Below are 25555 nucleotides of genomic sequence, written 5' to 3'. Positions count from 1 at the left end.
CCGCATGAATACCTCCGCACACAGCACCGCGCCCCGCAACGGCGCACGCTGGTTGACGCAGGCCCTGGAAGCCGAGGGCGTGCATACGCTGTTCGGCTATCCGGGCGGCACCATCATGCCGTTCTATGACGCCCTGGTGGACTCCGGGCTGAAGCACATCCTGGTCCGCCATGAGCAGGGCGCGGCCCTGGCCGCCAACGGCTTCGCCCGTGCCAGCGGCCGGGTCGGCGTCTGCGTCGCCACCTCCGGCCCGGGCGCCTCCAACCTGGTCACCGGCATCGCCGATGCGATGCTCGATTCGGTGCCGATGGTCTGCATCACCGGCCAGGTCGCCACCCCGCTACTGGGCACCGACGCGTTCCAGGAACTGGACGTGTTCGGGCTGACCCTGCCGATCGTCAAACACAGCTGGCTGGTGCGCTCGGTCGATGACCTGCCGCAGGTGGTCGCCGATGCGTTCCGTATCGCCCGCGAGGGTCGCCCGGGGCCGGTGCTGATCGATCTGCCCAAGGACGTGCAGGTGGCCGATGCGTCGCACCTGCCCGACCACGTGCCGTCCACGGTGGTCGCACCGCCGGCGCCGAATGACGACGCCATCGCGCAGACCATCGCCGCCATCGCCGGGGCCGAGAAGCCGGTGATCTATGCCGGGGGTGGCGTGGCGCTGGGCGATGCGGTGGAGGACTTCCGTGCCTTCGTCGAGGCGACCCGTATTCCGACCGTGCTGACCCTGCGCGGCCTGGGCGCGCTGCCGCCGCAGCATCCCCACTACCTGGGCATGCTGGGCATGCACGGCACCCGCGCGGCCAACATGGCCGTGCAGGAAAGTGATCTGCTGGTCGTGGTCGGCGCCCGTTTCGATGACCGCGCGACCGGCAAGTTGAACGAGTTCGCCCCGTTTGCGCGCGTCGTGCATATCGATGCCGATGCATACGAGATCTCCAAGCTGCGCACCGCCGACATCGCGGTGCCGGGCAATGTCGGTACGGCGCTGCGCGCACTGACCGCTGCGGCCACCGCGCCGGCCACGCAGGAGGCCTGGACCAAGCGCTGCCAGGGTCATCGTGAACGCTTCGCCCCGCGCTACGACGCACCGGGCAAGCACATCTACGCCCCGGCGCTGCTGAAGCGCCTGAGCGAGCTGGCGCCGAGCGACGCGATCATCGCCTGCGATGTCGGCCAGCATCAGATGTGGGTCGCCCAGCATTGCCGCTTCACCCACCCGCGCAACCACCTGACCAGCGGCGCGCTGGGCACCATGGGCTTCGGCCTGCCCGCGGCGATGGGTGCGCAGTTCGCCTGCCCGGATCGCACCGTGGTGCTGGTCTCCGGCGATGGCAGTTTCATGATGAACGTGCAGGAGCTGGTCACCATCGCCCGCTGCCGCCTGCCGGTGAAGATCGTGCTGCTGGACAACAGCTCGCTGGGCATGGTCCGCCAGTGGCAGGAGCTGTTCTTCGCCGAGCGCTACAGCGAGATCGATCTGTCCGACAACCCGGACTTCGCCGCGCTGGCGCAGGTGTTCGGCATTCCGGCCACGCGCATCGAAGCGCGTGACGATGTTGAAGGTGGTTTGGCCGCGATGCTGGCCCAGCCTGGTCCGGCCCTGCTGCATGTGGCCATCGATGCGCGTGCCAACGTGTGGCCGCTGGTGCCGCCCAACAATGCCAACAGCACGATGCTGGAAAGCAACCCCGCTCATCAGTCCCAGGAGTTCCCCAATGCAATACCGGCTTGACCTGGTGCTGACCCCGGCCGAAGGCGCGCTGCTGCGCGTGATCGGCATGGCCGAACGCCGCGGCTTCGCACCGCGCGCGATCGCCGGTGCGCCCAATGCCGCCGACGATGGTCGCTGGCACCTGCAGCTGGTGGTCGATTCCACCCGCCCGCCGGAAACCCTGCGCCGCCAGATCGAGAAGATCTACGACTGTGTGTCGGTGCGCATCAGCGCACTGGAGCCCGGTACGGGAGTATCCGCATGAACGCCCGCACCGTTGCATCGGTGCCGGTACGGAGGTGTCTTCTCGGTCGTACGTCGCACCGTGCGCCGTGGCAGCGCGCGTCGCTCCGGAACGATCACCATGGCCGGGTGCGTGATGCCGGCTAGCCGCACCGCGCAGGAACCGGACGTAGGCGACGTAAGCGTCGCCGATGTGCTGGCCGCGCAGGCGCGGCTGCGCCGCTTCCTGCCGCCCACGCCGCTGCATTACGCCGAGCGTTTCGGCGTGTGGCTGAAGCTGGAGAACCTGCAGCGCACCGGCTCCTACAAGGTGCGCGGTGCATTGAACGCCCTGCTGGCCGGGCGTGAGCGCGGCGACGACCGCCCGGTCATCTGTGCCTCGGCCGGCAACCACGCCCAGGGCGTGGCGTGGGCCGCCTACCGCTTGAACATTCCGGCGATCACGGTGATGCCGCACGGTGCACCGGCCACCAAGATCGCCGGGGTCGCCCACTGGGGCGCCACCGTACGCCAGCACGGCGAGAGCTACGACGAGGCCTACGCCTTCGCCCGTGCCTTGGCCGACCAGCACGGCTACCGCTTCCTGTCCGCCTTCGACGACCCGGACGTGATCGCCGGCCAAGGCACCTTGGGCATTGAGCTGGCCCCGCATGCGCCGGACGTGGTGATCGTGCCGATCGGTGGTGGTGGCCTGGCCTCCGGCGTTGCGCTGGCGCTGAAATCGCAGGGCGTGCGCATCGTCGGTGCACAGGTGGAGGGCGTCGATTCGATGGCCCGCGCCATCCGCGGCGACGTGCGTGAGATCGCCCCGGTCGCCACCCTGGCCGACGGCGTCAAGGTGAAGATTCCCGGTTTCCTGACCCGCAAGCTGTGCAGTGCACTGCTGGACGATGTGGTGATCGTGCGTGAAGCCGAGCTGCGCGAGACGCTGGTGCGGCTGGCGCTGGAAGAGCACGTCATCGCCGAAGGTGCCGGCGCGCTGGCACTGGCCGCCGGTCGCCGCGTCGCCGGCAAGCGCAAGTGCGCGGTGGTCTCCGGCGGCAACATCGATGCGCTGGTATTGGCCCAGCTGCTGGCCGACATCCGTCCCCGCCCCCCGCGCAAACCGCGCCGCCGCGCCAGCGAGCGAACACGCCCGCCCCTACCAACCGTGCTCGCGACATCCCCGATTTCCGCTTCGAATCCTACCTCTGCCATCCCATCCGACCTTGCCGTCGAGGAGACCTCCTGGTGACCATGCCCAACTCCCCCCGAATCAGAATTTTCGACACCACCCTGCGCGACGGCGAGCAATCGCCCGGCTGCAGCATGAGCCCGCAGCAGAAGCTGGTGATGGCCCGCGCACTGGACGAACTGGGCGTGGATGTCATGGAAACCGGCTTCCCGGCCAGCTCCCAGTCCGACCGCGAAGCGATGGCGATGATCGCCCGCGAAGTGCGACGCCCGACCCTGGCCGTGCTGTCGCGCTGTCTGGCCGCCGATATCGAAACCTCGGCCAAGGCGCTGGAGACAGCGGCGAACCCGCGCCTGCATGTGTTCCTGTCGACCAGCCCGCTGCACCGCGAGCACAAGCTGCGCATGACCCGCGAGCAGGTACTGGAGTCGGTGCACAAGCACGTCAGCCTGGCCCGCAGCTACGTGGGTGATGTGGAGTTCTCCGCTGAAGATGCCACGCGTACCGAGGAAGACTTCCTGATCGAGGTCGCCCGCGTGGCCGTGGCTGCCGGCGCGACCACCATCAACCTGCCCGACACCGTGGGCTTCACCACGCCGGAAGAGATCCGCGGCATGTTCCAGCGCGTGATCGCCGGCGTGCCGGACAGCGACCGCATCATCTTCAGCGCGCACTGCCACAACGATCTGGGCCTGGCCGTGGCCAACTCGCTGGCTGCCATCGAAGGCGGCGCGCGCCAGGTCGAGTGCACCGTCAACGGTATCGGCGAGCGCGCGGGCAACTGCTCGCTGGAAGAAATCGCGATGGTGCTGAAGGTCCGCAACGCCTTCTACGACGAAGACACGCGCATCAACACCCAGCGCATCGTGGCCACCTCGCAGCTGCTGCAGCGCCTGGTCGGCATGCCGGTCCAGCGCAACAAGGCGATCGTCGGCGCCAACGCCTTCGCCCACGAGTCGGGCATCCACCAGCACGGCATGCTGCGCCACCGCGGCACCTACGAAATCATGCGCCCGGAAGACGTGGGCTGGGAATCCTCGCAGATGGTGCTGGGCCGCCACAGTGGCCGCGCCGCGGTCGAACAACGCCTGCGTGCGCTGGGCTTCTTCCTGTACGAGGAGGAACTGAAGCACGTCTTTGAACAGTTCAAGGCGCTGTGCGAACAGCAGCGCGTGGTCACCGACGCCGACCTGCAGACCCTGATGCAGGGCAGCGCGACCCAGAACGGCTATCGCCTGGCCTCGATGACCATCAGCGATGTGGGCAGCCGCGCCAACGCGCTGGTCGAGCTGTCCGATCCGGAGGGCAACCGCGTTGCCGAGACGGCGCAAGGCGATGGTCCGGTCGATGCACTGTTCGGCGCATTGTCGGCCGCCACCGGCGTGCAGTTGATGCTGGACAGCTACCACGTGCACAGTGTGGGCATCGGCGCCGATGCGCGCGGCGAAGCCAACCTGAGCGTGCGCCACGAGGGTGTGGAGTACGAAGGCACCGGCACCAGCCGCGACATCATCGAAGCCTCCGCACTGGCGTGGCTGGAGGTCGCCAACCGTCTGCTGCGCCAGCGCAACGCGACGGCCGACCAACCCGCGGCCACCGCCGCGGCCTGAGCCCCCACTACGTACCCCGAACCGCAGCAAGGCCAGTCCATGACCCCAGCTCCCCGCACCCTGTACGACAAACTGTGGGATGCCCACGTCGTCGTTCCCGAGACCGACAGCGCGCCCGCCGTGCTGTACATCGACCTGCACCTGATCCACGAAGTGACCTCGCCGCAGGCCTTCACCGAATTGCGCGAGCGCGGCCTCTCCCCGCGCCGGCCGGACCGGACCAAGGCCACGATGGATCACTCCACCCCCACCCTGCCGGCCGGCGCCGACGGCAAGCTGCCCTATGCCAGCGCCGCCTCCGAAGCCCAGGTAGCGATGCTGGCCGACAACTGTGCCGCGCATGGCATCGAGCTGTTCGACCTGCAGTCGGCCAGCCGCGGCATCGTGCACGTGATCGCCCCCGAACAGGGCTTCACCCAGCCGGGTATGACCATCGTCTGCGGCGACAGCCACACCTCCACGCATGGTGCATTTGGCGCGCTGGCCTTCGGTATCGGCACCAGCGAGGTCGGCCATGTGCTGGCGACGCAGTGCCTGCTGCAGCGTAAAGCCAGGACGATGGCGATCACCGTCGATGGCGCGCTGGCCCAGGGTGTCGGCGCCAAGGACGTGGTGCTGCACATCATCGGTGTGATCGGCGTCAACGGCGGTACCGGCCATGTGCTGGAGTTCCGTGGCAGCGCGATCGAAGCGATGGACATGGAACAGCGCATGACCTTGTGCAACATGTCCATCGAAGCCGGGGCACGTGCCGGCATGGTCGCCCCGGACCAGATCACCTTCGACTGGGTGGCCGCCACCCCGCGTGGCCCCAAGGGCGCCGACTTCGATACCGCCGTGGCCGCGTGGTCGCAGCTGCGCAGCGATGAAGGTGCGCGCTTCGATGTCGAGGTCCACATCGAGGCCGCCGACATCCGCCCCACCCTGACCTGGGGCACCCACCCCGGCACCGCCATCGCGGTGGACCAGCCGATTCCGGCGGCCAACGACGCGGCCGCGCAGAAGGGCCTGGATTACATGCACTTCCACGCCGGGCAGACCTTGGCCGGCACCCCGGTGGATGTGGTGTTCGTCGGTTCCTGCACCAACGGCCGCCTGAGCGACATGCGCGAGGTGGCGCAGGTCCTGCAGGGCCGCCGTGTCGCTGACCGCGTGCGCATGCTGGTGGTGCCGGGCTCGGAAATCGTCAAGCGTCAGGCCGAAGCCGAAGGCATCGATGTGGTGGTGCGCGCGGCCGGTGCCGAATGGCGCGAGCCGGGCTGCTCGATGTGCATCGCCATGAACGGCGATCTGGTCGCGCCGGGACAACTGGCGGTCAGCACCAGCAACCGCAATTTCGAAGGCCGCCAAGGCCCCGGTTCACGCACCCTGCTGGCCTCGCCGATGACGGCCGCCTGGGCGGCGGTGAACGGCCGCGTAGCCGACCCACGCGAACTGTATGCCACGCTGGAGGTGGCCTGATGAGCGGCTTCCGTACCCTGACCTCGACCAGCGTGGTGCTGCGCGAGACCAACATCGACACCGACCAGATCATTCCGGCGCGCTTTCTGTCCACCACCGAGCGCGTCGGCCTCGGCAAGCACGCCTTCAATGATTGGCGCTGGCAGAGCGAGGGCGTACCAAACCCGGCGTTCGCCTTCAACCAGCCGCACAACGCTGGCCGCAGCATCCTGCTGGCCGGCCGCAACTTCGGCTGCGGCTCCTCGCGTGAGCATGCGCCGTGGGCCCTGACCGACCTGGGCCTGCGCGCCATCGTCAGCAGCGAGATCGCCGATATCTTCCGCGGCAACTCGCTGAAGAACGGTCTGCTGCCGATCGTGCTGGACGAAGCCGATGTGCAGACGCTGATGCAGCGCCCGGATGACGAATTGACCATCGATGTGGCCGCGCGCGAACTGCGCACCCCCGATGGGCGCGTGTATGCCTTCCCGCTGGACGGCTTCTCACAGACCTGCCTGCTGGAAGGCGTGGACCAATTGGGGTATCTGTTGGGCCGTACCCCTGACATTGAACGTTACGAGAGTGAACATGCACGCTGAGATTGTCGTATTGCCGGGTGACGGCATCGGTCCGGAAGTCGCCGCTGCCGCCGTGGCGGTGCTGGAGGCCGTCGCCACCCGTTTCGGACACAGCTTCGGGTTCCAGGAACACGACATCGGTGGCATCGCCATCGATCGCCACGGCGAGCCGCTGCCGGCCGCCACGCTGGACGCCTGCCGCAAGGCAGACGCCATCCTGCTCGGTGCGGTCGGCGGGCCGAAGTGGTCCGACCCGAATGCCAAGGTCCGCCCGGAGCAGGGCCTGCTGGCGATCCGCAAGGCGCTGGGGCTGTACGCCAACCTGCGCCCGGTACGCACGCATGCGGCCGCGCTTGGCGCCTCGCCGATCAAGGCCGAGCTGCTGGAGGGCGTGGACTTCGTGGTCGTGCGTGAGCTGACCGGCGGCATCTACTTCGGTGAGAAGACCCGCACTGCCGATACCGCCAGCGACCTGTGCAGCTACAGCGTGGGCGAGATCGAGCGCGTCATGCGCACCGCGTTCCGGCTGGCGCAGACCCGCCGCGGCAAGGTCACCTCGGTGGACAAGGCCAACGTGCTGGAAACCTCGCGCCTGTGGCGTGATGTCGCCGCCCGGATCGGCCGCGAGGAATTCCCGGACATCGCCTTGGAGCACCAGCTGGTCGATTCGATGGCCATGCACCTGCTGGCCAAGCCGCGCGAGTACGACGTGATCGTGACCGAGAACATGTTCGGCGACATCCTCACCGACGAAGCCTCGATGCTGGCCGGTTCGCTCGGCCTGCTGCCCTCGGCGTCGCTGGGCGAACCCGGCGCAGTGGGCATCTACGAGCCGATCCACGGCTCGGCGCCGGACATCGCTGGCAAGGGAATCGCCAATCCGTATGCCACGATCTTCAGCGCGGCGATGCTGCTGCGGCATTCACTGGGGCTGGACGACGAGGCTGCTACGGTCGAGGCAGCGGTGTATGCCGTGCTGGATGACGGCGTGTTCACCGCCGATCTCGCCGCCAAGGGTTATGCGGTGAGTACCGCCGCAGCGACCGACGCGGTCCTTGCCAAGCTGCAATGATCGCAAGGACGCGGCCTGAGGGCCGCGTTCGTGTTTCCACATCGCGCACGGCCTCCCTGTCCCGTCGGTCACGTCGCTGCCAGCGGCTGGCCCCCAACAAGGAAAGCCCTTGAACCATCGTTCCTCTGCCGACTTTCTCAACCACGTGGCCCAGCGCGATCCGCATCAGCCGGAATTCCTGCAGGCCGTCAAAGAAGTGATCCAGAGCCTGTGGCCGTTCCTGGAGCGCAACCCCCGCTACCTGGAACAGGGCCTGCTGGAGCGGCTGGTGGAGCCGGAGCGGGTGATCCAGTTCCGCGTGGCCTGGGCCGATGACGCCGGCAAGACCCATGTGAACCGCGGCTGGCGCGTGCAGCACAGTTCGGCAATCGGTCCGTTCAAGGGCGGCATGCGCTTCCATCCGTCAGTCAACCAGTCGATCCTGAAGTTCCTCGCGTTCGAGCAGACGCTGAAGAACGCGCTGACGACCCTGCCGATGGGCGGTGGCAAAGGCGGCTCGGATTTCAATCCCAAAGGCCGCAGCGATACCGAAGTGATGCGCTTCTGCCAAGCACTGATGCTGGAGCTCCATCGTCACCTTGGTGCCGATACCGATGTGCCGGCCGGTGACATCGGCGTGGGCGCACGTGAGGTTGGCTACATGACCGGCATGATGAAGAAGATCACCAATGACGCCTCCTGCGTGTTCACCGGCAAAGGCCTGTCCTACGGTGGCAGCCTGATGCGCCCGGAGGCGACCGGCTTCGGTACCGTCTATTTCGTCGAGCAGATGCTGCACCATGCGCGGCGCGATACCGATGGCGCGAAAGTGTTGATTTCCGGCGCTGGCAACGTCGCCCAGCATGCCGCGATCAAGGCCATCGAACTGGGCGCGAAAGTGCTCACGCTCTCCGATTCCGGCGGCACGCTGTACGCCCGTGATGGCTTCGATGAGGCGGCGCTGCAGGAGGTGGTGGAACTGCGCAACGAGCGCCGCGGCTGCCTGTCCGAACTGGCCGATGACACACGCTTCGAGTACCTGGACGGCAAGCGCCCCTGGCATATCCCGGCCGAGATCGCCTTGCCCTGCGCGACCCAGAACGAGCTGGACGAAGACGATGCCCGCGCCCTGGTCGACAACGGGGTGCTGTGCGTGGCCGAAGGCGCCAACATGCCCTCCACGCTGGAGGCGGTGGAGGTGTTCCTCGAGGCCGGCACCCTGTACGCACCGGGCAAGGCCAGCAATGCCGGCGGCGTGGCCACCTCGGGCCTGGAGATGAGCCAGAACGCGCAGCGGCTGTCGTGGCACCACGCCGATGTCGACGAGCGGCTGCACGGGATCATGAAGGACATCCACGCCAACTGCGTGCGCCACGGCAAGCGTGCCGACGGCAGCGTGAACTACGTGGATGGCGCCAACATCGCCGGCTTCGTGAAAGTCGCCGATGCAATGCTGGCGCAGGGCGTTTACTGAGGGCAGATGGGTGAAGCGGCGCAGCGGTGTTCATCCGCTGCGCCCTGCAGTATTTCCCGCCGCAGCGGTCAGTCCGCCGAGCGGACCTCGCTCGTCATGCAGCCGGCCAGAACGGCACCGCTGTCGGTGGGTATCACGCTGAATGCCTGCACGCGCGTGTATCCGGAGGACGCCTCCCGGGAAGCTTCGCGCATCCAATACCCTTCCGCCCGACGATCCGCCGCGCCCAGGCCCGTGGCATCGAGCACCGCCTTCAGCGGCGCATCGCCCATGTCGGCTGCGAGATAGCCGCCATACGCGAGGACGATCGACGTCGCAGCCAAGCCCTTCAACGCCACCGGCTGCTCCAGGGTGATGACCATGACGGGCATCTCCTGGCCATCAGCTCGGTACTCGCGCTCGGCCACCGCGCGGACATTGTCCGGCCATGCCAGCGGCGACAGTTCCGACACACGCTCCCACAGATTGGCGATGCGCTGCATGGCAGCGTCGTCAGCCCGACATTCGAGCGCGGCGCCAAAATCACTTGCCGTGGCAGTCTCGCGCCATCGGGGTGGAACACGTGCCTCGCGCATCGGACCAGAGTAGTCACATCCCACCCGATAGCCCTCACCCTCGCTGCTCACCACGATGGCGCCCGGCGATGACGCATCGCCGGATGCCTCCGGTGGCGACCAGACCTGGAACGGCTCACGCAGGCTACTCGACCGCATCCGCAGCCCGTTCCCGCTGACAATGCGCGCACGCTGCCCGGCGTCGATGGGAATCGAGAAGCCCATGTCATCCGCCACCACGCGGTGCGTCGGGATGCCATGAACCCTCAGCGCGTCCGGCATGTCGATGAGGGTCGTCGTGTGCTCCTCGTCACCGCTGGGCGTGAAGCCCCAGCCCTGCAGATGGGCCGGACGATCCTCCGGCGCGCCATAGCGTGCGCCACGCAATGCCGTCGTCACCGCCTGCCTCGTCGCCGGTGTGGCACGGCATTCCAGGATCTCGACGAGATCGCGCTGGAAGTTGGCAGCGGTGGTCGCCTGCGCTGGCGATGCGGCGGGCATCAGCAGAGCGAGAGCTACCGCAGTGGCGAACGGTGAAAAGGAACGTGAAGACATCATGCGCGACCGAAGAAATCCGGTGTGCATTGTGCGCTTGCTGGCACCGCAAAGACGACAGGCATTCGCGTCGCACTGAAAGCATGAAGCCGGCCATCGGCCGGCTTCATCGTCCCTCAGCCTTCGCTGGTCTTCGCTTCATCCGGCTTCACCCGGAACCACGCCGCATACAGCGCCGGCAGGAACACCAGGGTCAGCACGGTGCCGACGATCAGGCCGCCCATGATCGAGATCGCCATCGAGCCGTAGAACGCACTGCGCGACAGCGGGATCATCGCCAGCACCGCCGCCAGCGCGGTCAGCACGATCGGGCGGAAGCGGCGCACGGTGGCATCGATGATCGCGTGCCAGCGGTCATGCCCGGCGTCGATGTCCTGTTGGATCTGATCGATCAGGATCACCGAGTTGCGCATGATCATGCCGGCCAGCGCGATCGTCCCCAGCAGCGCCACGAAGCCGAACGGCGCGCGGAACAGCAGCAGGAACAGGGTCGCGCCGATGATGCCCAGCGGTGCGGTGACCAGCACCATCGCCGCACGCGAGAAGCTGCGCAGCTGCAGCATCAGCAAGGTCGCCACCACGATCAGGAACAGCGGCATGCCGGCCTTGATCGAATCCTGGCCACGGGTGGAATCCTCCACCGTACCGCCGGTTTCCAGCAGGTAGCCGGACGGCAGTTGGGCACGGATGCCCTCCAGCGTCGGCAGGATCTGCTGCACGACGTCCAGCGGCTGCTTCGCGTCGGCAATATCGGCGCGCACGGTCACCGTCGGCAGGCGGTTGCGGTGCCAGATGATGCCGTCCTCGAACACGTACTCCAGGCGTGCCACCTGCGACAGCGTCACCGAGGTGCCGCTGGCGGTCGGAATGGCCAGGCTGCCCAGCATGTCCAGCCGCACACGCTCGTTGTCCGGGCCACGCAGCAGCATCTCGATCAGGCGGTTGCCCTCCCGGTAGGTGCTCACGCTCATGCCCGACAACGAGGTGCCCAGCAGCTGGCTCACCTGCGCGCTGCTCACACCCAGTGCGCGTGCACGGTCCTGGTCGATCACCAGCCGGACCACTTTGCTCGGCTCGCTCCAGTCCAGGTTGACGTTCATCACGTGCGGGTTTGCGCGCACCTTGGCTTCCACTTGCCGTGCGATGGCCTGCACCTGCTCGATATGCTCGCCGGAGATGCGCATCTGCACCGGGTAGCCGACCGGCGGCCCGTTCTCCAGACGGGTCACGCGCATCTGCACGTCCGGGAACTGCGGAATCACATCCTTGAGCAGCCAGTCACGGGTCGCCTCACGTGCGGTGGCATTCTCGGTCAGCACCACGAACTGCGAGAAGTTGGTGGCCGGCAGCTGTTGGTCCAACGGCAGGTAGAAGCGCGGCGAGCCGGTGCCCACGTAGGCCACGTAATTACTGATGCCTTCGCGGTCCTTGAGCAGCTTTTCCAACTTGGTCGCCTGCGCCTGGGTGGCCTGCAACGAGGCACCCTCGGCCAGTTCGATGTCCACCATCAGTTCCGGGCGGGTCGAATCCGGGAAGAACTGCTGGGGCACGAAGCGGAAGATCAGCAGCGAGAACACGAACAGCGCGGCCGTGGCGGCGATCACCCACCAGCGATGACGCAGGCACACATCCAGGAAACGGCGGAAGCGCACGTAGAACGGCCGCTGGTACGGATCGTGATCATGGGCATGCACCTTCGGCGCGATCCAGCGCGCGAACGCGGGATGGCGGTCGGCCCACCGAAGGCGACGGGCATGCCAGCGCCCCGCCAGGCTGTCCGGCTTGGGCGGCTGCGGATTGAACAGGTCCGGCAACATCTTGTCGCCCAGGTACGGAATGAACAGCACCGCGGCGATCCACGACACCACCAGCGCGATGGTCACCACCTGGAACAGCGAGCGGGTGTATTCGCCGGTGCTGGAGGCAGCCGTGGCGATCGGCAGGAAGCCGGCCGCGGTGATCAGCGTGCCGGTCAGCATCGGGAAGGCGGTCGATTCCCACGCAAAGCTGGCCGCGCGCAGGCGGTCGTAGCCCTGCTCCATCTTGGTGGCCATCATCTCCACCGCGATGATCGCATCGTCCACCAGCAGGCCCAGCGCCAGCACCAGCGCGCCGAGAGAAATCTTGTGCAGGCCGATGCCGAAGTAGTGCATGACAAAGAACGTCATCGCCAGCACCAGCGGAATGGTCACGCCCACCACCAGGCCGGTGCGCAGGCCGAGCGAGAAGAAGCTCACCAGCAGCACGATCACCACCGCTTCGGTCAGCACCTGCACGAACTCGCCGACGGACTCTTCCACCGCATGCGGCTGGTCGGAGACCTTGCGCAGCTGCATGCCGGCCGGCAGCGTCTTCTGCAGGCGTTCGAACTCGGCATCCAGCGTACTGCCCAGCTTGAGGATGTCGCCGCCGTCTTTCATCGCCACCGCAATGCCGATGGCGTCTTCGCCCATGAAGCGCATCTTCGGCGACGCCGGATCGGCAAAACCACGTTTGATCTCGGCAATGTCGCCCAGGTGCACGGTGCGGTCGCCAGCCTGGATCGGGAAGCTGCGGATGTCCTCCACGCTCTTGAACTGGCCGGTGACGCGCAGCTGCACCCGGTCGGTCGGGGTTTCGAAGAAGCTGGTGGCGGCAATGGCATTCTGGTCGGCCAATGCCTGCTGCACCTGCTGCAGCGACACGCCCAGCGTGGCCAGCTTGGTGTTGGACAGCTCGATCCAGACCTTCTCGTCCTGCAGGCCTTCCAGCTCGATCTTGCCCACATCCGGCACGCGCTGCAGTTCCAGCTGGATGCGGTCGGCGTAGTCGCGCATCACTGCGTAGTCGAAGCCCTGCCCGGTCAACGCGTAGATGTTGCCGAAGGTATCGCCGAACTCGTCGTTGAAGAACGGGCCGACGATTTCGCGCGGCAGGGTCGGCTTGATGTCGCCCACACGCTTGCGCACCTGGTACCACAGGTCGGGAATCGCCTTGGAGCGCAGGCTGTCGCGCGCCACGAAGATCACCTGCGATTCGCCCGGGCGCGAGTAGGAGCGGATGAACTCGTACTGCCCGGTGTTCAGCAGTGCCTTCTCGATCGGCTCGGTGACCTGGCGTGAGACCTGTTCGGCGGTCGCGCCGGGCCAGTTCGTGCGCACCACCATCACCTTGAAGGTGAACGGTGGATCCTCGGACTGGCCCAGGTGCTTGTACGACCACGCGCCGATAATCGCGAAGGCGAGCATCGCAAACAGCACCAGTGGCCGGTTGCCCAGCGCCCATTCGGAGAGGTTGAAGCGGCGCACGGGATCAGTTTCCCTTGCCGGTGGCAGGCGCGGCGGCGGCGGCGGCAGGCTTGGCTGCCGGTGCAAGCACCGGGCGGTTCTGGCGGTCCACTGCCGTCACCGGCTGGCCCTCGCGCAGCAGATGGCCGCCGGCGGCCACCACCCAGTCGTTCGCGTTCACCCCGCTCAGCACCGGAACGGATTCAACGCCGTACGCGCCGACCGTCACCGGCGTGGCCTTCAACGTGTGCTTGGCCGGATCGACCACCCACACACTGCTGCGCCCATCGGCCCCGCGCTGCACTGCCGCCAGCGGCAACTGCAGCGTGCCCTGGCGACCGGCCGCGGCGAACACGCGCGCGCTCTGGCCCAGCTCGACCTCGGTCAAGGCTTCCGGTGCCAGGCTTACGCGGGTGGCATAGGTACGCCCCTGGGCATCGGCGGCCGGGGCGATCTCACGGATCGTGCCGGCCAGCAGCTGGCCCGGACGGTTCCACAGTTCCACCTGCACTGGCTGGCCCACCTGGTAATCGCGGATGTTGCTTTCCGGCAGCGCGATCACGACTTCGCGGCCGCCATCCGCGGCCAGGGTGAACACGGTCTGCCCGGCGCTGACCACCTGCCCGGCTTCGGCCTGGCGGCTGGCGATCACGCCATCGGCCGGCGCACGCAGCTGCGCATACTCGGCCTGGTTGCGGGCCACGGCCAGATTGGCGCGGGCGGCATTGGCCTGGCCCTGCGCGGCCTTGAAGGCAGCGGTCTGGCTGTCCAGCGCGGATTGGCTGACCAGCTGCTGCTCGGCCAAGGTGGCGTAGCGCTTCTGGTCATCCCGGGCGCGGACCAGGTCGGCTTCGGCGGCAGCCAGCTGCGCTTGCGACGCACTGGCCTGGGAGGCGTAGTCGGCGGCGTCCAGCTCGGCCAGCAGCTGGCCCTTGCGCACACGCTGGCCGGCATCGACATGACGCTTGATCAGGTTGCCCCCGACGCGGAACGACAGCGGGCTCTCCTCGCGGGCCCGGATCTCACCGGGATAGGCAGCCACCTCCTGGCCAGCCACGGTGCCGGCGTGGACCACCAGCACCGGAATCGGCGCAACCGGCTCGGCGTCCTGCTTGCCACATGCTGCCAGCGCGATCGCCAGCAACCCACCACCCATCCATCGCATGTTTTTCATGAGGTCCTGGACCTGAAAAGTAACCCGGGAAAAGCCGCTGGAGACACACTGTTCCAGCCGCTTCAATATTGAACCAGCCGGTATAGTATAAATATCGAACCGATTGGTCTAGTATTGTCTGGATGACTGATGCTACCCCCTCTACATCGCCCTCCAAGCCGCCCGCCAAGGCCGCCGGACCGGGGCGCCCGAAGGATCTGGGCAAGCGCGCGGCCATTCTGGAAGCCGCCAAATCGCTGTTCGTCGACCAGGGCTACAACGGTGTGAGCATGGACAGCATCGCCGCCCAGGCAGGTGTCTCGAAGCTGACCGTTTACAGCCATTTCGGCGACAAAGAAACCCTGTTCACCGAAGCTGTGCAATCCAAGTGCGTCGAGATGCTGCCGGACGAGCTGTTCGTCACCGACATCGAAGGCCCGCTGCGTGACCAGCTGATGGGCATCGGCCACGCCTTTTTCAGCCTGATCACCTCCGATGCGGCGGTCGCCGTGCAGCGGGTGATGATGTCCCCGGATACCGATGACCGGATCCGCGAGATGTTCTGGCTGGCCGGCCCGCAGCGGACCACCGACGCGCTGGCCGACTTCCTGCGTGCCCGCACTGCCCGCGGCGAGCTGGAGATCACCGATTTCCCGACCGCCGCGATCCAGTTTCTGACCTTGATCAAGGGCGAGCTGCATACGCATATGATGTGCGGGTTGCGGCCGGCCCCGGCCGAGTGCGATGCCGACGCCCACGTGAGCGCCAGCGTCGACTTTTTCCTGCGGGCGTATGCCCGGCGGGACTAAACTGAATGGACCGGAGGTCGCGGTGACTTCCGGCACTGCGACCCCGGCGCGACGGCAGCGATGCTCTCAGCGCGCCGCCGGCTCCCGGCACCGGTAAAATGGCCGGCCCACTGCGCTGGATATAGAACCTCATGACGATCGATTACTCCCACGCCCGCGAACTGATGGTCGAACAGCAGATCCGCCCCTGGGATGTGCTGGAAATTCGCGTGCTCGATGTACTGGCACGCTTGCCGCGGGAGGCGTTCGTCGCTGAATCGCACCGGGCCCTGGCCTACACTGATATCGAGCTGCCGCTGGGCAACGGCCAGAAGATGATGAAGCCGGTCATCGAAGGCCGCACCCTGCAGGCGCTGGATCTGCAGCCGGGCGATGAAGTGCTGGAAATCGGCACCGGCAGCGGCTACCTGAGCGCCTGCATGGGCGAGCTGGCCCGCGAAGTGCTGAGCCTGGAAATCGATGCCGAGCTGGCCACGACCGCGCGTGCGCGCCTGGACGCGGCCGGTCTGGGCAACAACGTCCGCATCGAGACCGCCGACGCCCTGACCTGGGACACCGAGCGCCGCTTCGATGCGATCTGCGTCACCGGCGCGGTGGATGTCATCCCGTCACGTTTCGCCCAGTGGCTGCGTCCCGGCGGTCGACTGTTCGTGATCCGTGGCCGTTCGCCGGTCATGGAAGCGGTGCTGGTCAAGGCGGACGGCACCACTGAATCGCTGTTCGAAACCGATATCGATTACCTGCGCGGTGCCGCCCCGGCACCCCAGTTCCAACTCTGAGTCCAAGGAAGCCGCAATGATCCGCCGATCCCTCGCCCTTGCGCTGGCCGCCGCCCTGCTGCCGATGACCGCCTCTGCTGCCGACCTGCTGCAGGTCTACGAAATGGCGCGCAATGGCGATCCGCAGCTCTCGGCTGCCGAGTCGACCCGCCTGTATGACAAGGAAGGCGCCGTGCAGGCGCGCGCCGCATTGCTGCCGCAGCTCAACGGCGAGGCCTCGCTCAACCGCAGCCGCACCAACCCGAACCATGATCTGACCTCCAGCTCGTTCACCACCAAGAGCCGGAACTACACGATCAACGGCAGCCAGACGGTCTTCAACTTCACCCAGTTCGCCAACCTGCGTTCGCAGCGCGAGCTGAGCAAGGCGGCCGACTTCACCCTGGATTCGGCCAACGACGACCTGATCGTGCGCACCTCGGCGGCGTACTTCAACGTGCTGGTGGGCATTGAATCGCTGTCGGCCGCGCAGACCAACGAAGCCGCTGCCAAGAAGCAGTTCGACTTCGCCGACAAGCGCCTGGAAGTGGGCCTGGCCCCGATCACCGACGTGCACGAAGCCCGCGCCCAGTACGACCAGGCCCGTGCCAACACGATCATCGCGCAGAACACGCTGGCCGACGCCTACCAGGCGCTGACCGAGCTCACCGGCCAGCCGGTCAACGACCTGCGCGCCCTGCCGGCCGATTTCCGTCCGGAACTGCCGGCCAAGTACGCCACCATCGATACCCTGGTGGCCGAAGCCGTTGCACAGAACCCGGCGCTGAAAGCACAGGAACTGAAGGTCAACGCCGCCGAATCCGGCGTCTCGGCCGCCCGCGGCGCGCACTACCCGACCCTGTCGCTCGGCGCCACCGCCGGCAAGTCGGCCAGCTGGGGTGATGTGGTCGGCGACAGCGGCAGCTTCAGCCCGGACCGCCGCACCAACAGCGTCGGCCTGACCTTGAACGTGCCGATCTTCTCCGGCGGCGCTACCCAGTCCGGCGTGCGCCAGGCGCTGGCCCAGCGCGACATCGCCCAGGACGGCTACGAGCAGCAGAAGCGCGCCCTGGACCGCAACACGCGCAATGCCTACCAGACCCTGGTGGCCGGCATCAGCGAAGTGGAAGCGCGTCGCCTCGCCGTCGTGTCGGCACAGAGCGCCTATGACGCTTCACAGGTCGGCCTGGAAGTCGGCACGCGTACCGTGCTGGACGTGATCCAGAACCAGCGCATCCTGTTCTCCGCACAGCTGGACTACGCCAACGCCCGCTACACCTTCCTGCAGAACCGCCTGCAGCTGGGCCAGGCGGTCGGCACGCTGGATATCGCCGAACTGCAGGACATCAACCGCCTGCTGACCCAGAAGGCCGCCACGCCGAGCACCACCGTCAACTGATCGACGGCGCAGGGCGAGACAGAAAAACCACCCGCATGCGGGTGGTTTTTTTATGGGTGCTTTTCATGAACAAGGGATCGCTGGAGATCTGCTATCCCAATAAATGACTGCAAACTGGCTCACCGCCTCTTTCCATTCGTGGGTGGTACCGCCCGAGTTGGCCGTGATGTTATGTAAACCCAGCCAGATCAGCTTGGTGGCCGCCTCATTAGTCGGGAAGTGCCCCCTCGGTCTTGATTACCTTGCGCAACTGCGCGTTGACGCTTTCGATGGCGTTGGTTGTGTAGATGACCTTGCGGATTCCCGAAAGGAACACGAAGAACGGGATGACGCGATCCCAGGCTCCCCGTCAGCCCATCGTCACTGTCGATCAAGCAGTGACACGAGCCCAGGCTCAGCATCATCTTGCACGGCCTTTCGGCCAAGGCTTGACCTCGCATCGCCGCTCTTCACTCCGACTACTGCCCTTTCCTCAGTCGCGAATTTGGCAACGCTTCGCTCGCCCGCGGTTACTTGAGCTAGCAACCACACTCCAATTCGATAATCAGACTCTCAACCGCCCGTCTTTACTGCGGCCATTTCATAGGTGGCGATGAGCGCTGCGACCTCCGCAGCTACGCCTAAGTCGTTGTCCACGTCCGACGTAAAGTTCAACGCGAGACGGTACTCGCTTTCGTTGCGGAGCTTCCCGCACTTGATAACACCCAAGCGTTTACCCTTCCTCGCCGCCAGGAACTCCTCAAATCCGAATCCATGGCTGTTGTACAACATCGATTGAGCCTGACGGCGTTCCTCTCCACTCAGGCCATCCATGAGATCCGCAAGCTCAAAGGCAATATCAACTAGTTTCTTCGTGCCGGAGAACCTGAGGACCGCCTTTCGAAATAGATTGCAAACAGACTCAGGCATACCACCTTCGGCGAAGCAAGCAATGACGTCCAAGCACCACTGCTAAAGCGCGACTTTATCAGTCCATTTCATACCGCCTCCCGGTAACGATTCAGAGCGGTACGACACTCGACGGGACTCATGCCACTGGATGCAGCAACACACTTGCCGGAATGTCAATGACGCAGCTCTTCTGTGATGTCGGACAGAAATCTCCGCAACCCAACCAGATCATTTTCTCCAGGATCAAAATCCTCCGTCATTCGCTCCATGACACTGTTCAAACCATGAAGACGGTCGATCACTTCTCGCATGAAATCTCGCTCTGCTGCAAAAAGTGTCACGTCTTGATCAAGGCGAACAACCCAGTTGAACGAGAGCGAGAAGACGTAATGATCGCGTAGAAATCGCTCACCTTCCATCCAATATCGACGCAGCGAGTCAAGATTGGGCTCGACCCTGCATTCTTCTTTGCCGACAGCCAGGTCCTCTAGGGACGCAATCCCTATGGCGTCAGATGGGCAGGAATTTTGTATATGCACATCCAACCAGGCATCCCAAACGTCTGTCGGGGCAAGATCCGCGTATCGATTTCGGTCAAATGCAATCCCCGCCCAGCCATTAATAACAATGGGATTGTCCGGCGGTTGCGCATCCGACAGAACCGCGAGCAGCCTCAGCTTGGCCGAACTATCAGACATCATATCTAGTCCTTTGTGTATCGAATCGTTGTTTCCGGGGTGCTACTACCCGCTGGATAATGCTTAATGGTATCCGTACCTCTTGCAGGACCATCGCTATAAGGCCGCGTACTGCTATGCCGATTCGCATTACTACCATCCGGAAGCCTTACGTTGTTACTCCCCTTGGATTCGGCGCCTGGCACATCGTTTAATCTCTGCCAGTCTGAATCAGCCTCTCCAGCACCCCCTATCAACTCTCCACGCTGACCCGCGATTCCGGGCGCTGCAGATTTTCCAGTCTTGATATTATCAATTGCGGAGGCAACCTTCTCGCCTGGCGCAGCCTCAGCAAACTGACTGCGCGCTACCGCTTCTGCTGAAACGTTACGCTCAACTCATTCTTATCTCTAGGCTCAATAACACTTACCCTAAATTGCTTGGACGGAAACTCACTCTGTAGTTTCGCGCTCCACATGTCATGGACTATATGCGCCAGGTGACCAGTGAAAGAAACCGGAACCCCTGGCAACATGCCATCAAGATTCGTGAAGTTGCACCAGTACTCGACCTCTCCATCCGACAAACCCTGCGATTTCAGGAGCGGCAGCTTGTCCTTCCTTGACGCAAGTACGATCAACCCTCCCACTTCTAGAAGCTGAGGCCATAGCCATCCAACCAATGCACCTAGCACATCGGTTGTCATCCTCCCTTGCACAACCTGAGCATGAATGTAGTCAGAGAAGTCAAATGCACCGGCATTGGCATCGACCCACTGAGCAAAGTCCGGCATATCCTCAACCATGCTGTAGTCCTCAACCATGTCATCAACCTCCAGGAATTTCTTCTGGGCGCGCCGGCCTCACTTCCGGCTTGCTCGGATACTGCTGGCTATTTGAGGCAGTATTCAGATGCATCTCTTTGACGTTCGGCCTCTTCCCACGGCTCCTTCGCGGTGTCCCGCGCGTGGACAGCAGACAGCATCAGCATCAGCAAAGCGCCGATAGCAGCATGCTTCATCATGTTCCCCGAAGTTGGACATCCATTTCCCATGCGACTCATCCGCACACGCCGGCGCTGCAAGATTCGCAGAAGGCTGGTTTGTTTCGGGGACGAAGCCGAACAGGCACACCACCGCCTTGCGGAGTAAAGCACCTCCAATACATCCACTTCAAGTTTGTTCAGCTTTGTTTTTTCTATTGCGGCCGCTTGATTGATTGGTTCGCCATAGGGCCGGTCGCGACAGTCTGCCGCACGTTGCAACGCCGCTCTTCCTAACCGACCACCACTAAAAACTCCCCACCAGTAAGCACTCTCAACCGCGACCAGGCACACAGAACGCAGTCAAACGGCAGAAACCTGTTGACCTGACCTTGCCGGGTGACTATGGTCCGCCCCGCACCACCTTCCCTTTCCCTCCAGAGGCCCCCTCCTTGGACAGTCATAGTCGATCTCGTTGCTGCTCCTGAGCCGACGGACACACTGACCCCAAGGTCGGTTCCGTCCGCACAGGACGGGGCCCACCGGCGCAGCTGACACGCTCGCCCGCCTCGCATCATCCGTATCGCCGTTCCACCGACCCCAAGAAGGGTGCCGCTGGCGTTTCCGTTTGCCTGGAGATTGCCCATGCACGTTTCCCGTGTTTTCGTCCTGCCCCTCGTGGCCGTGGCGATGCTTCCGTTCGACACCCGCGCCGCCGCCAGCCTGATGGTGGATGACGCCTCGATCACCGATGCTGGCCGCTGCCAGCTGGAAAGCTGGGCCCGCCACACCGATGCCGGGGCGGAGTGGACCGCCGTGCCGGCCTGCACCTTCGCCGATACCGAGTGGTCGCTCGGCGTGAGCCATCAACATGCTGCTTCGTCCACGCAATGGGCGCTGGGTGCCAAGCGCGTGCTGCGCGACATCGACCAGCGCCGTTGGGGCCTGGCGCTGAGTGCCGGGGTGGGCAGCGACTGGCACCACCTGCGCGGCGATGACTGGGGCATCAACGCGCCCCTGACCATCGCCCTTGGCGCCAGCGATCGCACACTGCTGCACCTCAACCTGGGCTGGGCCCGCACCGCCGGCGCACGCGGCCGTACCGATGGCATCGGCCTGGAAATCGTCACCGCGCCGCACTGGTCGCTGCTGGCCGAAACCGCGCGTGACGCCACACGCCAGCGCAGCAGTCAGTTCGGTGTGCGCCACGAACTCTGGCGCGGCGCCAGCGTGGATCTGCTCGCCGGTCGTGTCCACCACCAGCGCGACGGTCACTGGATCACGCTCGGCTTCAACCTGGCCTCTGCACCGTAACGCCCTGCGTGCCGCCTGACGGCACCGATCAACCGGACCGCGTGCACGTCAGCACACGGCCCATGCACCCACCGATACCTGCCCCGCGCGAGCCCTTCCCGCGCCTCGGCCTTGTGTACCTCAGCGCACTGCGCTGTATTTTGCTGGAGAACCACCATGAACCGCGAAGACCTCCTGTTCTCGATCCGCACCCTCTCGCTCTCGCTCGACGCGGCCGGCTTCGTCAGCATCGCCGCGACCACGCATCCCTCCGATCTGGTCGATGCACTCGATGCACTGAGCGTGGACAAGACACTCCCCTTGCTGATGATGCTCGAGCCGCAGGCGCGCGCCGAGCTGTTCGCACACTTCACCGAGATACGCCAGGATCAGCTGCTGGCGGCGATGCCGCGTGAGGCGGTGGTGCAGCTGTTCGAGCACATGCCCTCGGATGATCGCGCCGACCTGTACAACCGGCTCGGCGAAGATGCCAAGCAGAAGCTGCTGCCCGCACTGACCAAGGTCGAGCGCGACGACATCCTCAAGATGGCGTCCTATCCCGAAGGCACGGTCGGTTCGGCGACGACGTCCGATTATGTCTGGGTGTCACCGGAGATGACCGTGGCGCAGGCGCTGGCACATATCCGCGCCACGGCGCTGCACAGCGAGACGGTGAACATCCTGTTCGTGCTCGACCATACGCTGCGTCTGCGCGGCACGGTGGCCCTGCGTGATCTGGTGCTGGCCAACGAGAACCGTACGGTCGCCTCGATCATGCATGAGCAGCCGGTGTCAGCGAAGGCGCACTGGCCCAGGCTGCAGGCCGCCGAACTGATCCGTCGTTACGATCTGCTCGCGCTGCCGGTGACCAATGGCGGCGACCGCATGATCGGCATCGTCACCGTGGACGACGCGATGGACATCGAGAAGGAACAGGATGCCTCGCAGCTGGCGCGCTTTGGCGGCACGGTCAGCGGGAACGGGAACGATCTTGATGTGCGCAGCACGCCGCTGAAGCAGATGTTCCGGGTGCGTGTTTTCTGGCTGGCGATCCTGACCTGCTTCGGCATCGTTACCAGTACGTTTGTCGCCGCGCAGGAGGAGCTGCTGTCGCAGGTGATCGTGCTGGCCGCATTCATCGCCCCGATCGTGGACATGGGCGGCAATACCGGCAGCCAGTCGGCCACGCTGGTGATCCGTAGCATGGCGCTGGGCGAGCTGAAACTGAGCTGGCGCGATGTGGGGTTCGTGATCCAGCGCGAACTGCCGGTCGCGGCGGGACTGGGCATCACCATTGCCGTACTCGAAGCGATCCTGGCTTACTTCAGCAAAGGCGTGGGCATGGACGTGCTGCTGGTGGTGGGCTCGAGCATGCTGGTGTGCACCGCGTTGGGCGGCATCATCGGCGCACTGCTGCCCTTCGCCGCACGCCGCATCGGGGCAGATCCGGCCACGCTGTCGGCACCGATGATCACCTCGGTGATGGACCTCATCGGCGTGTTCATCTACTTCGGGTTTGCGTATGCCTTCCTGGGGGATCTGCTGATCGCCGCAGGCTGATGGATCGGCCGGCCTGGTCGCCATGCAGGGCGGCCAGGCCGGGCGCGATCACGCCACCGGCGGCGGCAACTGCGGGGCGATCAGGGCCACGGTGCGCTTCAACGCACCGCGGCCGTTGCTGACCAGCTCGCAGCCAGCACGCGCCATGTCTTCACGCGCCTGTGGGTCCCGCAGCAGGGTCAGCAGCGCATCGCCGACCCCGTTGGCATCCTCGGCGATCACCACCGCGCCGGCTTCGCGCATGCGCCGGGAAATCTCGGCGAAGTTGTGCAGGTGCGGCCCGGTGACCGCCGCCGTGCCCATGGCCGCGGGCTCCAGCAGATTGTGGCCGCCGATCGCCTGCAGGCTGCCACCGACGAAGGCCACCTGCGCACAGCCGTAGAACGACATCAGCTCGCCCAGGGTATCGATCACGAACACATCCGTATCCGCCTGCGGCCACTGCTGCTGGCGGCGCGTGGCCACCTTCCAGCCCTGCTCGCGGGCGAGCGCTTCCACCCGCGGGAAGCGCTCGGGATGCCGCGGCGCCCACAACAGCAGCAGGCCCGGCACTACTTCGCGCAGGCGGCGGTGCAGATCGATGGTGGCCTGCTCTTCGCCCTCGTGCGTACTGGCGGCGATCCAGACCGGACGCGTGGCCGGCACCAGATCATGGAAGCGTGCGATGAAGTCCTGCACGTTCGGCGTGGCGATGTCGAATTTCAGGTTGCCCAGCGGCTGCACCTGTTCAGGGCGGGCACCGAGCTGGATGAACCGCTCGGCGTCGTCGGCCGACTGCGCGGCCACGCAGGTGACCGTGCGCAATGCACGTCCGATCAGGGCACGGAGCAGCCGGTAACCGCGCAGTGAGCGCGCCGACAGGCGGGCATTGAGGATGTAGACGGGGATCTTGCGGTCGCGGCAGCCGAACAGCAGGTTCGGCCACAGCTCGGTTTCCAGGATCAACGCCAGGCTGGGCTTGAAGTGGCCCAGGAAGCGGCCGACGCTGCCCGGCACGTCGTACGGCAGATAGACATGATCGACGGCATCGCCCCATAGCGAGCGGACGCGCTCGGAGCCGGTGGGGGTGATGGTGGTGATCACCCAGCGGATGTCCGGGCGCAGCGCGCGCAGAGCATTCACCAGGGGCGCTGCGGCGTTGACCTCGCCCACCGAGACCGCGTGCAGCCAGACCCGCGGCTGGCCGCTGGAGTGCGGATAGGAGGCATACCGCTCATCCCAGCGCTGGAAGTACTCGCGCACCCGGAAGCCCCGCCAGACCAGGTGGTACACGGTGATCGGCAACAGCAGGTAGAGCACGGCCGAGTACAGGCCGCGCAGGATCCATTCGACAGGGCTTTTACGCATGGACAAAGGATACGGGAGCGGCGCGGGGAAGACACGCCGCGCCGCCGTGATGGCCGCGCCGGGACGCATCCGGGCGCATCCATTAGAATCGAGGCATGTCCGATAACGCTTCCACCGCCACCCGGCCGTCCCTGCGCAATCCGCGCCACTGGCCGACCTTCGCTTTCATGCTGGTCGCCTTCGCGATCGCCCGCCTGCCGTGGATGCTGCAGCGTGCGCTGGGCCGCGGTGTCGGCACGGTCGCCTACCGGCTGGCCAGCAGCCGCCGGCGTGCCGCCGAGGTCAACCTGAAGCTGTGCTTCCCCGAGAAGGACGACGCCTGGCGCCAGCGCCTGCTGCGCGACAGCTTCGACGCGCTGGGCGTGGGCATTTTCGAATTCGCCCGTGCCTGGTGGGGCAGCATCGACAGCATCCGCCCGCAGGTACAGATCGAAGGGCTGGAGCACCTGCACCGCATGCAGGCCGAAGGCCGTGGCGTGCTGCTGGTCTCCGGCCACTTCATGACGCTGGAGATGTGCGGCCGCTTGCTGTGCGATCACGTCGAGCTGTCCGGCATGTACCGAAAGCACCGCAACCCGGTATACGAGTGGGCGGTGAAGTTCGGCCGCCTGCGCTACGCCAAGGCGATGTACGCCAACGAGGACATCCGCGCTACGGTGCGGCATCTGAAGAAGGGCGGCTTCCTCTGGTATGCACCGGACCAGGACATGCGCGGCAAGGACACGGTGTTCGTGCCGTTCTTCGGCCACACCGCCTCGACCATCACCGCCACGCACCAGTTGGCACGGATGACCGGCTGCGCGGTGATCCCGTTTTTCCACCGTCGCGAAGGTGGCAAATACTTCCTGAAGATCGGCGCACCGCTGGAGAATTTCCCCAGCGAAGATGTCGAGGCCGATACCGCCCGGGTCAATCAGGCCATCGAAGCCATGGTGCGCGAGGCCCCGGACCAGTACCTGTGGATCCACCGCCGGTTCAAGCGTCAGCCCGGTGGCCGGAGCGATTACTACCGGTAACGCCGGACG

Annotated in this window: 21 protein-coding genes and 1 pseudogene; 14 read left to right on the top strand and 8 right to left on the bottom strand. The window is 65.6% G+C overall.

The window, feature by feature from the left end; translation table 11 throughout:
• Positions 1-4 precede the first annotated feature (4 nt).
• The 8 genes from ilvG to gdhA all read left to right on the top strand — a co-directional run bounded on the left by ilvG (position 5) and on the right by gdhA (position 9287).
• Positions 5-1738 (top strand): acetolactate synthase 2 catalytic subunit, encoded by a 1734-nt coding sequence (gene ilvG, locus ACWV8V_RS14975; protein WP_152154263.1) that lies wholly within the window; start codon positions 5-7, stop codon positions 1736-1738.
• The gene (locus tag ACWV8V_RS14970) at positions 1722-1982 is read left to right on the top strand and encodes an ACT domain-containing protein (RefSeq protein WP_070473596.1); all 261 of its coding nucleotides are present in this window, start codon (positions 1722-1724) and stop codon (positions 1980-1982) included. Before ilvG ends, ACWV8V_RS14970 begins: the two co-directional genes overlap by 17 nt.
• Positions 1983-2096: 114 nt before the next feature.
• Positions 2097-3194 (top strand): threonine dehydratase, encoded by a 1098-nt coding sequence (locus ACWV8V_RS14965; RefSeq protein WP_455900098.1) that lies wholly within the window; start codon positions 2097-2099, stop codon positions 3192-3194.
• A gap of 2 nt (positions 3195-3196) precedes the next feature.
• On the top strand, positions 3197-4744 hold the full coding sequence (locus ACWV8V_RS14960) for a 2-isopropylmalate synthase (protein WP_455900097.1): 1548 nt from the start codon (positions 3197-3199) through the stop codon (positions 4742-4744).
• Positions 4745-4783: 39 nt separating this feature from the next.
• Positions 4784-6205 carry a 3-isopropylmalate dehydratase large subunit gene (gene leuC, locus ACWV8V_RS14955; protein ID WP_152154261.1) on the top strand — a complete coding sequence of 474 codons (1422 nt, stop codon included), beginning with the start codon at positions 4784-4786 and terminating at the stop codon, positions 6203-6205.
• A complete protein-coding gene (gene leuD, locus ACWV8V_RS14950; RefSeq protein WP_123730256.1) occupies positions 6205-6783 on the top strand; it encodes a 3-isopropylmalate dehydratase small subunit in 579 nt (192 codons plus the stop codon). The genes leuC and leuD overlap by 1 nt, the downstream gene beginning before the upstream one ends.
• A complete protein-coding gene (leuB, locus tag ACWV8V_RS14945; RefSeq protein WP_152154256.1) occupies positions 6773-7834 on the top strand; it encodes a 3-isopropylmalate dehydrogenase in 1062 nt (353 codons plus the stop codon). The genes leuD and leuB overlap by 11 nt, the downstream gene beginning before the upstream one ends.
• A gap of 109 nt (positions 7835-7943) precedes the next feature.
• Positions 7944-9287, top strand: a complete 1344-nt coding sequence (gene gdhA, locus ACWV8V_RS14940) for an NADP-specific glutamate dehydrogenase (RefSeq protein ID WP_259259200.1) — start codon at positions 7944-7946, stop codon at positions 9285-9287.
• Between the two features lie 68 nt (positions 9288-9355).
• On the opposite strand, the gene ACWV8V_RS14935 is transcribed toward gdhA, so the two are convergent.
• The 3 genes from ACWV8V_RS14935 to ACWV8V_RS14925 form a co-directional block, all read right to left on the bottom strand.
• On the bottom strand, positions 9356-10396 hold the full coding sequence (locus ACWV8V_RS14935) for a hypothetical protein (RefSeq protein ID WP_455900096.1): 1041 nt from the start codon (positions 10394-10396) through the stop codon (positions 9356-9358).
• Between the two features lie 116 nt (positions 10397-10512).
• Entirely contained in the window at positions 10513-13683 is a 3171-nt protein-coding gene (locus ACWV8V_RS14930) for an efflux RND transporter permease subunit (protein ID WP_455900095.1), read from the bottom strand.
• A gap of 4 nt (positions 13684-13687) precedes the next feature.
• Complete coding sequence (locus ACWV8V_RS14925) at positions 13688-14836, bottom strand: efflux RND transporter periplasmic adaptor subunit (RefSeq protein WP_455900094.1); 1149 nt, start codon at positions 14834-14836, stop codon at positions 13688-13690.
• A 122-nt stretch (positions 14837-14958) separates the two neighbouring features.
• Here ACWV8V_RS14925 and ACWV8V_RS14920 point away from each other — a divergent pair, with 122 nt between their 5' ends.
• The 3 genes from ACWV8V_RS14920 to ACWV8V_RS14910 all read left to right on the top strand — a co-directional run bounded on the left by ACWV8V_RS14920 (position 14959) and on the right by ACWV8V_RS14910 (position 17781).
• Positions 14959-15624: a TetR/AcrR family transcriptional regulator gene (locus ACWV8V_RS14920; protein ID WP_123730250.1), complete on the top strand. Its 666-nt coding sequence runs from the start codon at positions 14959-14961 to the stop codon at positions 15622-15624.
• A gap of 131 nt (positions 15625-15755) precedes the next feature.
• Positions 15756-16403, top strand: coding sequence for a protein-L-isoaspartate O-methyltransferase family protein (locus tag ACWV8V_RS14915; RefSeq protein ID WP_123730249.1), 648 nt, complete (start codon positions 15756-15758; stop codon positions 16401-16403).
• Between the two features lie 16 nt (positions 16404-16419).
• Positions 16420-17781: a TolC family outer membrane protein gene (locus ACWV8V_RS14910; RefSeq protein WP_455900093.1), complete on the top strand. Its 1362-nt coding sequence runs from the start codon at positions 16420-16422 to the stop codon at positions 17779-17781.
• 63 nt (positions 17782-17844) lie between these two features.
• On the opposite strand, the pseudogene ACWV8V_RS14905 reads toward ACWV8V_RS14910, so the two are convergent.
• From ACWV8V_RS14905 to ACWV8V_RS14890, 4 genes and pseudogenes are all read right to left on the bottom strand, one after another.
• Positions 17845-18130 (bottom strand): annotated as a pseudogene (locus ACWV8V_RS14905) (transposase); the annotation flags it as partial.
• Positions 18131-18333: 203 nt separating this feature from the next.
• The gene (locus ACWV8V_RS14900) at positions 18334-18723 is read right to left on the bottom strand and encodes a hypothetical protein (protein ID WP_455900092.1); all 390 of its coding nucleotides are present in this window, start codon (positions 18721-18723) and stop codon (positions 18334-18336) included.
• A gap of 122 nt (positions 18724-18845) precedes the next feature.
• On the bottom strand, positions 18846-19370 hold the full coding sequence (locus tag ACWV8V_RS14895; protein WP_455900091.1) for a hypothetical protein: 525 nt from the start codon (positions 19368-19370) through the stop codon (positions 18846-18848).
• 346 nt (positions 19371-19716) lie between these two features.
• Positions 19717-20172 (bottom strand): hypothetical protein, encoded by a 456-nt coding sequence (locus tag ACWV8V_RS14890; protein WP_259259188.1) that lies wholly within the window; start codon positions 20170-20172, stop codon positions 19717-19719.
• 803 nt (positions 20173-20975) lie between these two features.
• On the opposite strand from ACWV8V_RS14890, the gene ACWV8V_RS14885 reads away from it, so the two are divergent.
• Both ACWV8V_RS14885 and mgtE read left to right on the top strand, forming a co-directional pair.
• Complete coding sequence (locus ACWV8V_RS14885) at positions 20976-21644, top strand: hypothetical protein (RefSeq protein ID WP_455900090.1); 669 nt, start codon at positions 20976-20978, stop codon at positions 21642-21644.
• Positions 21645-21800: 156 nt separating this feature from the next.
• Complete coding sequence (gene mgtE, locus ACWV8V_RS14880) at positions 21801-23183, top strand: magnesium transporter (protein WP_455900089.1); 1383 nt, start codon at positions 21801-21803, stop codon at positions 23181-23183.
• A gap of 48 nt (positions 23184-23231) precedes the next feature.
• Here the strand turns inward: mgtE and waaA are convergent, their stop codons facing one another.
• On the bottom strand, positions 23232-24530 hold the full coding sequence (waaA, locus tag ACWV8V_RS14875; RefSeq protein WP_455900088.1) for a lipid IV(A) 3-deoxy-D-manno-octulosonic acid transferase: 1299 nt from the start codon (positions 24528-24530) through the stop codon (positions 23232-23234).
• Between the two features lie 95 nt (positions 24531-24625).
• Between waaA and ACWV8V_RS14870 the strand changes: the two genes are divergently transcribed.
• Positions 24626-25546, top strand: a complete 921-nt coding sequence (locus ACWV8V_RS14870) for an LpxL/LpxP family Kdo(2)-lipid IV(A) lauroyl/palmitoleoyl acyltransferase (protein ID WP_455900087.1) — start codon at positions 24626-24628, stop codon at positions 25544-25546.
• Positions 25547-25555 lie beyond the last annotated feature (9 nt).

This window comes from Stenotrophomonas sp. Ker107b (genome assembly GCF_053847245.1).
This window is presented reverse-complemented; position numbering and strand designations above follow the sequence as displayed.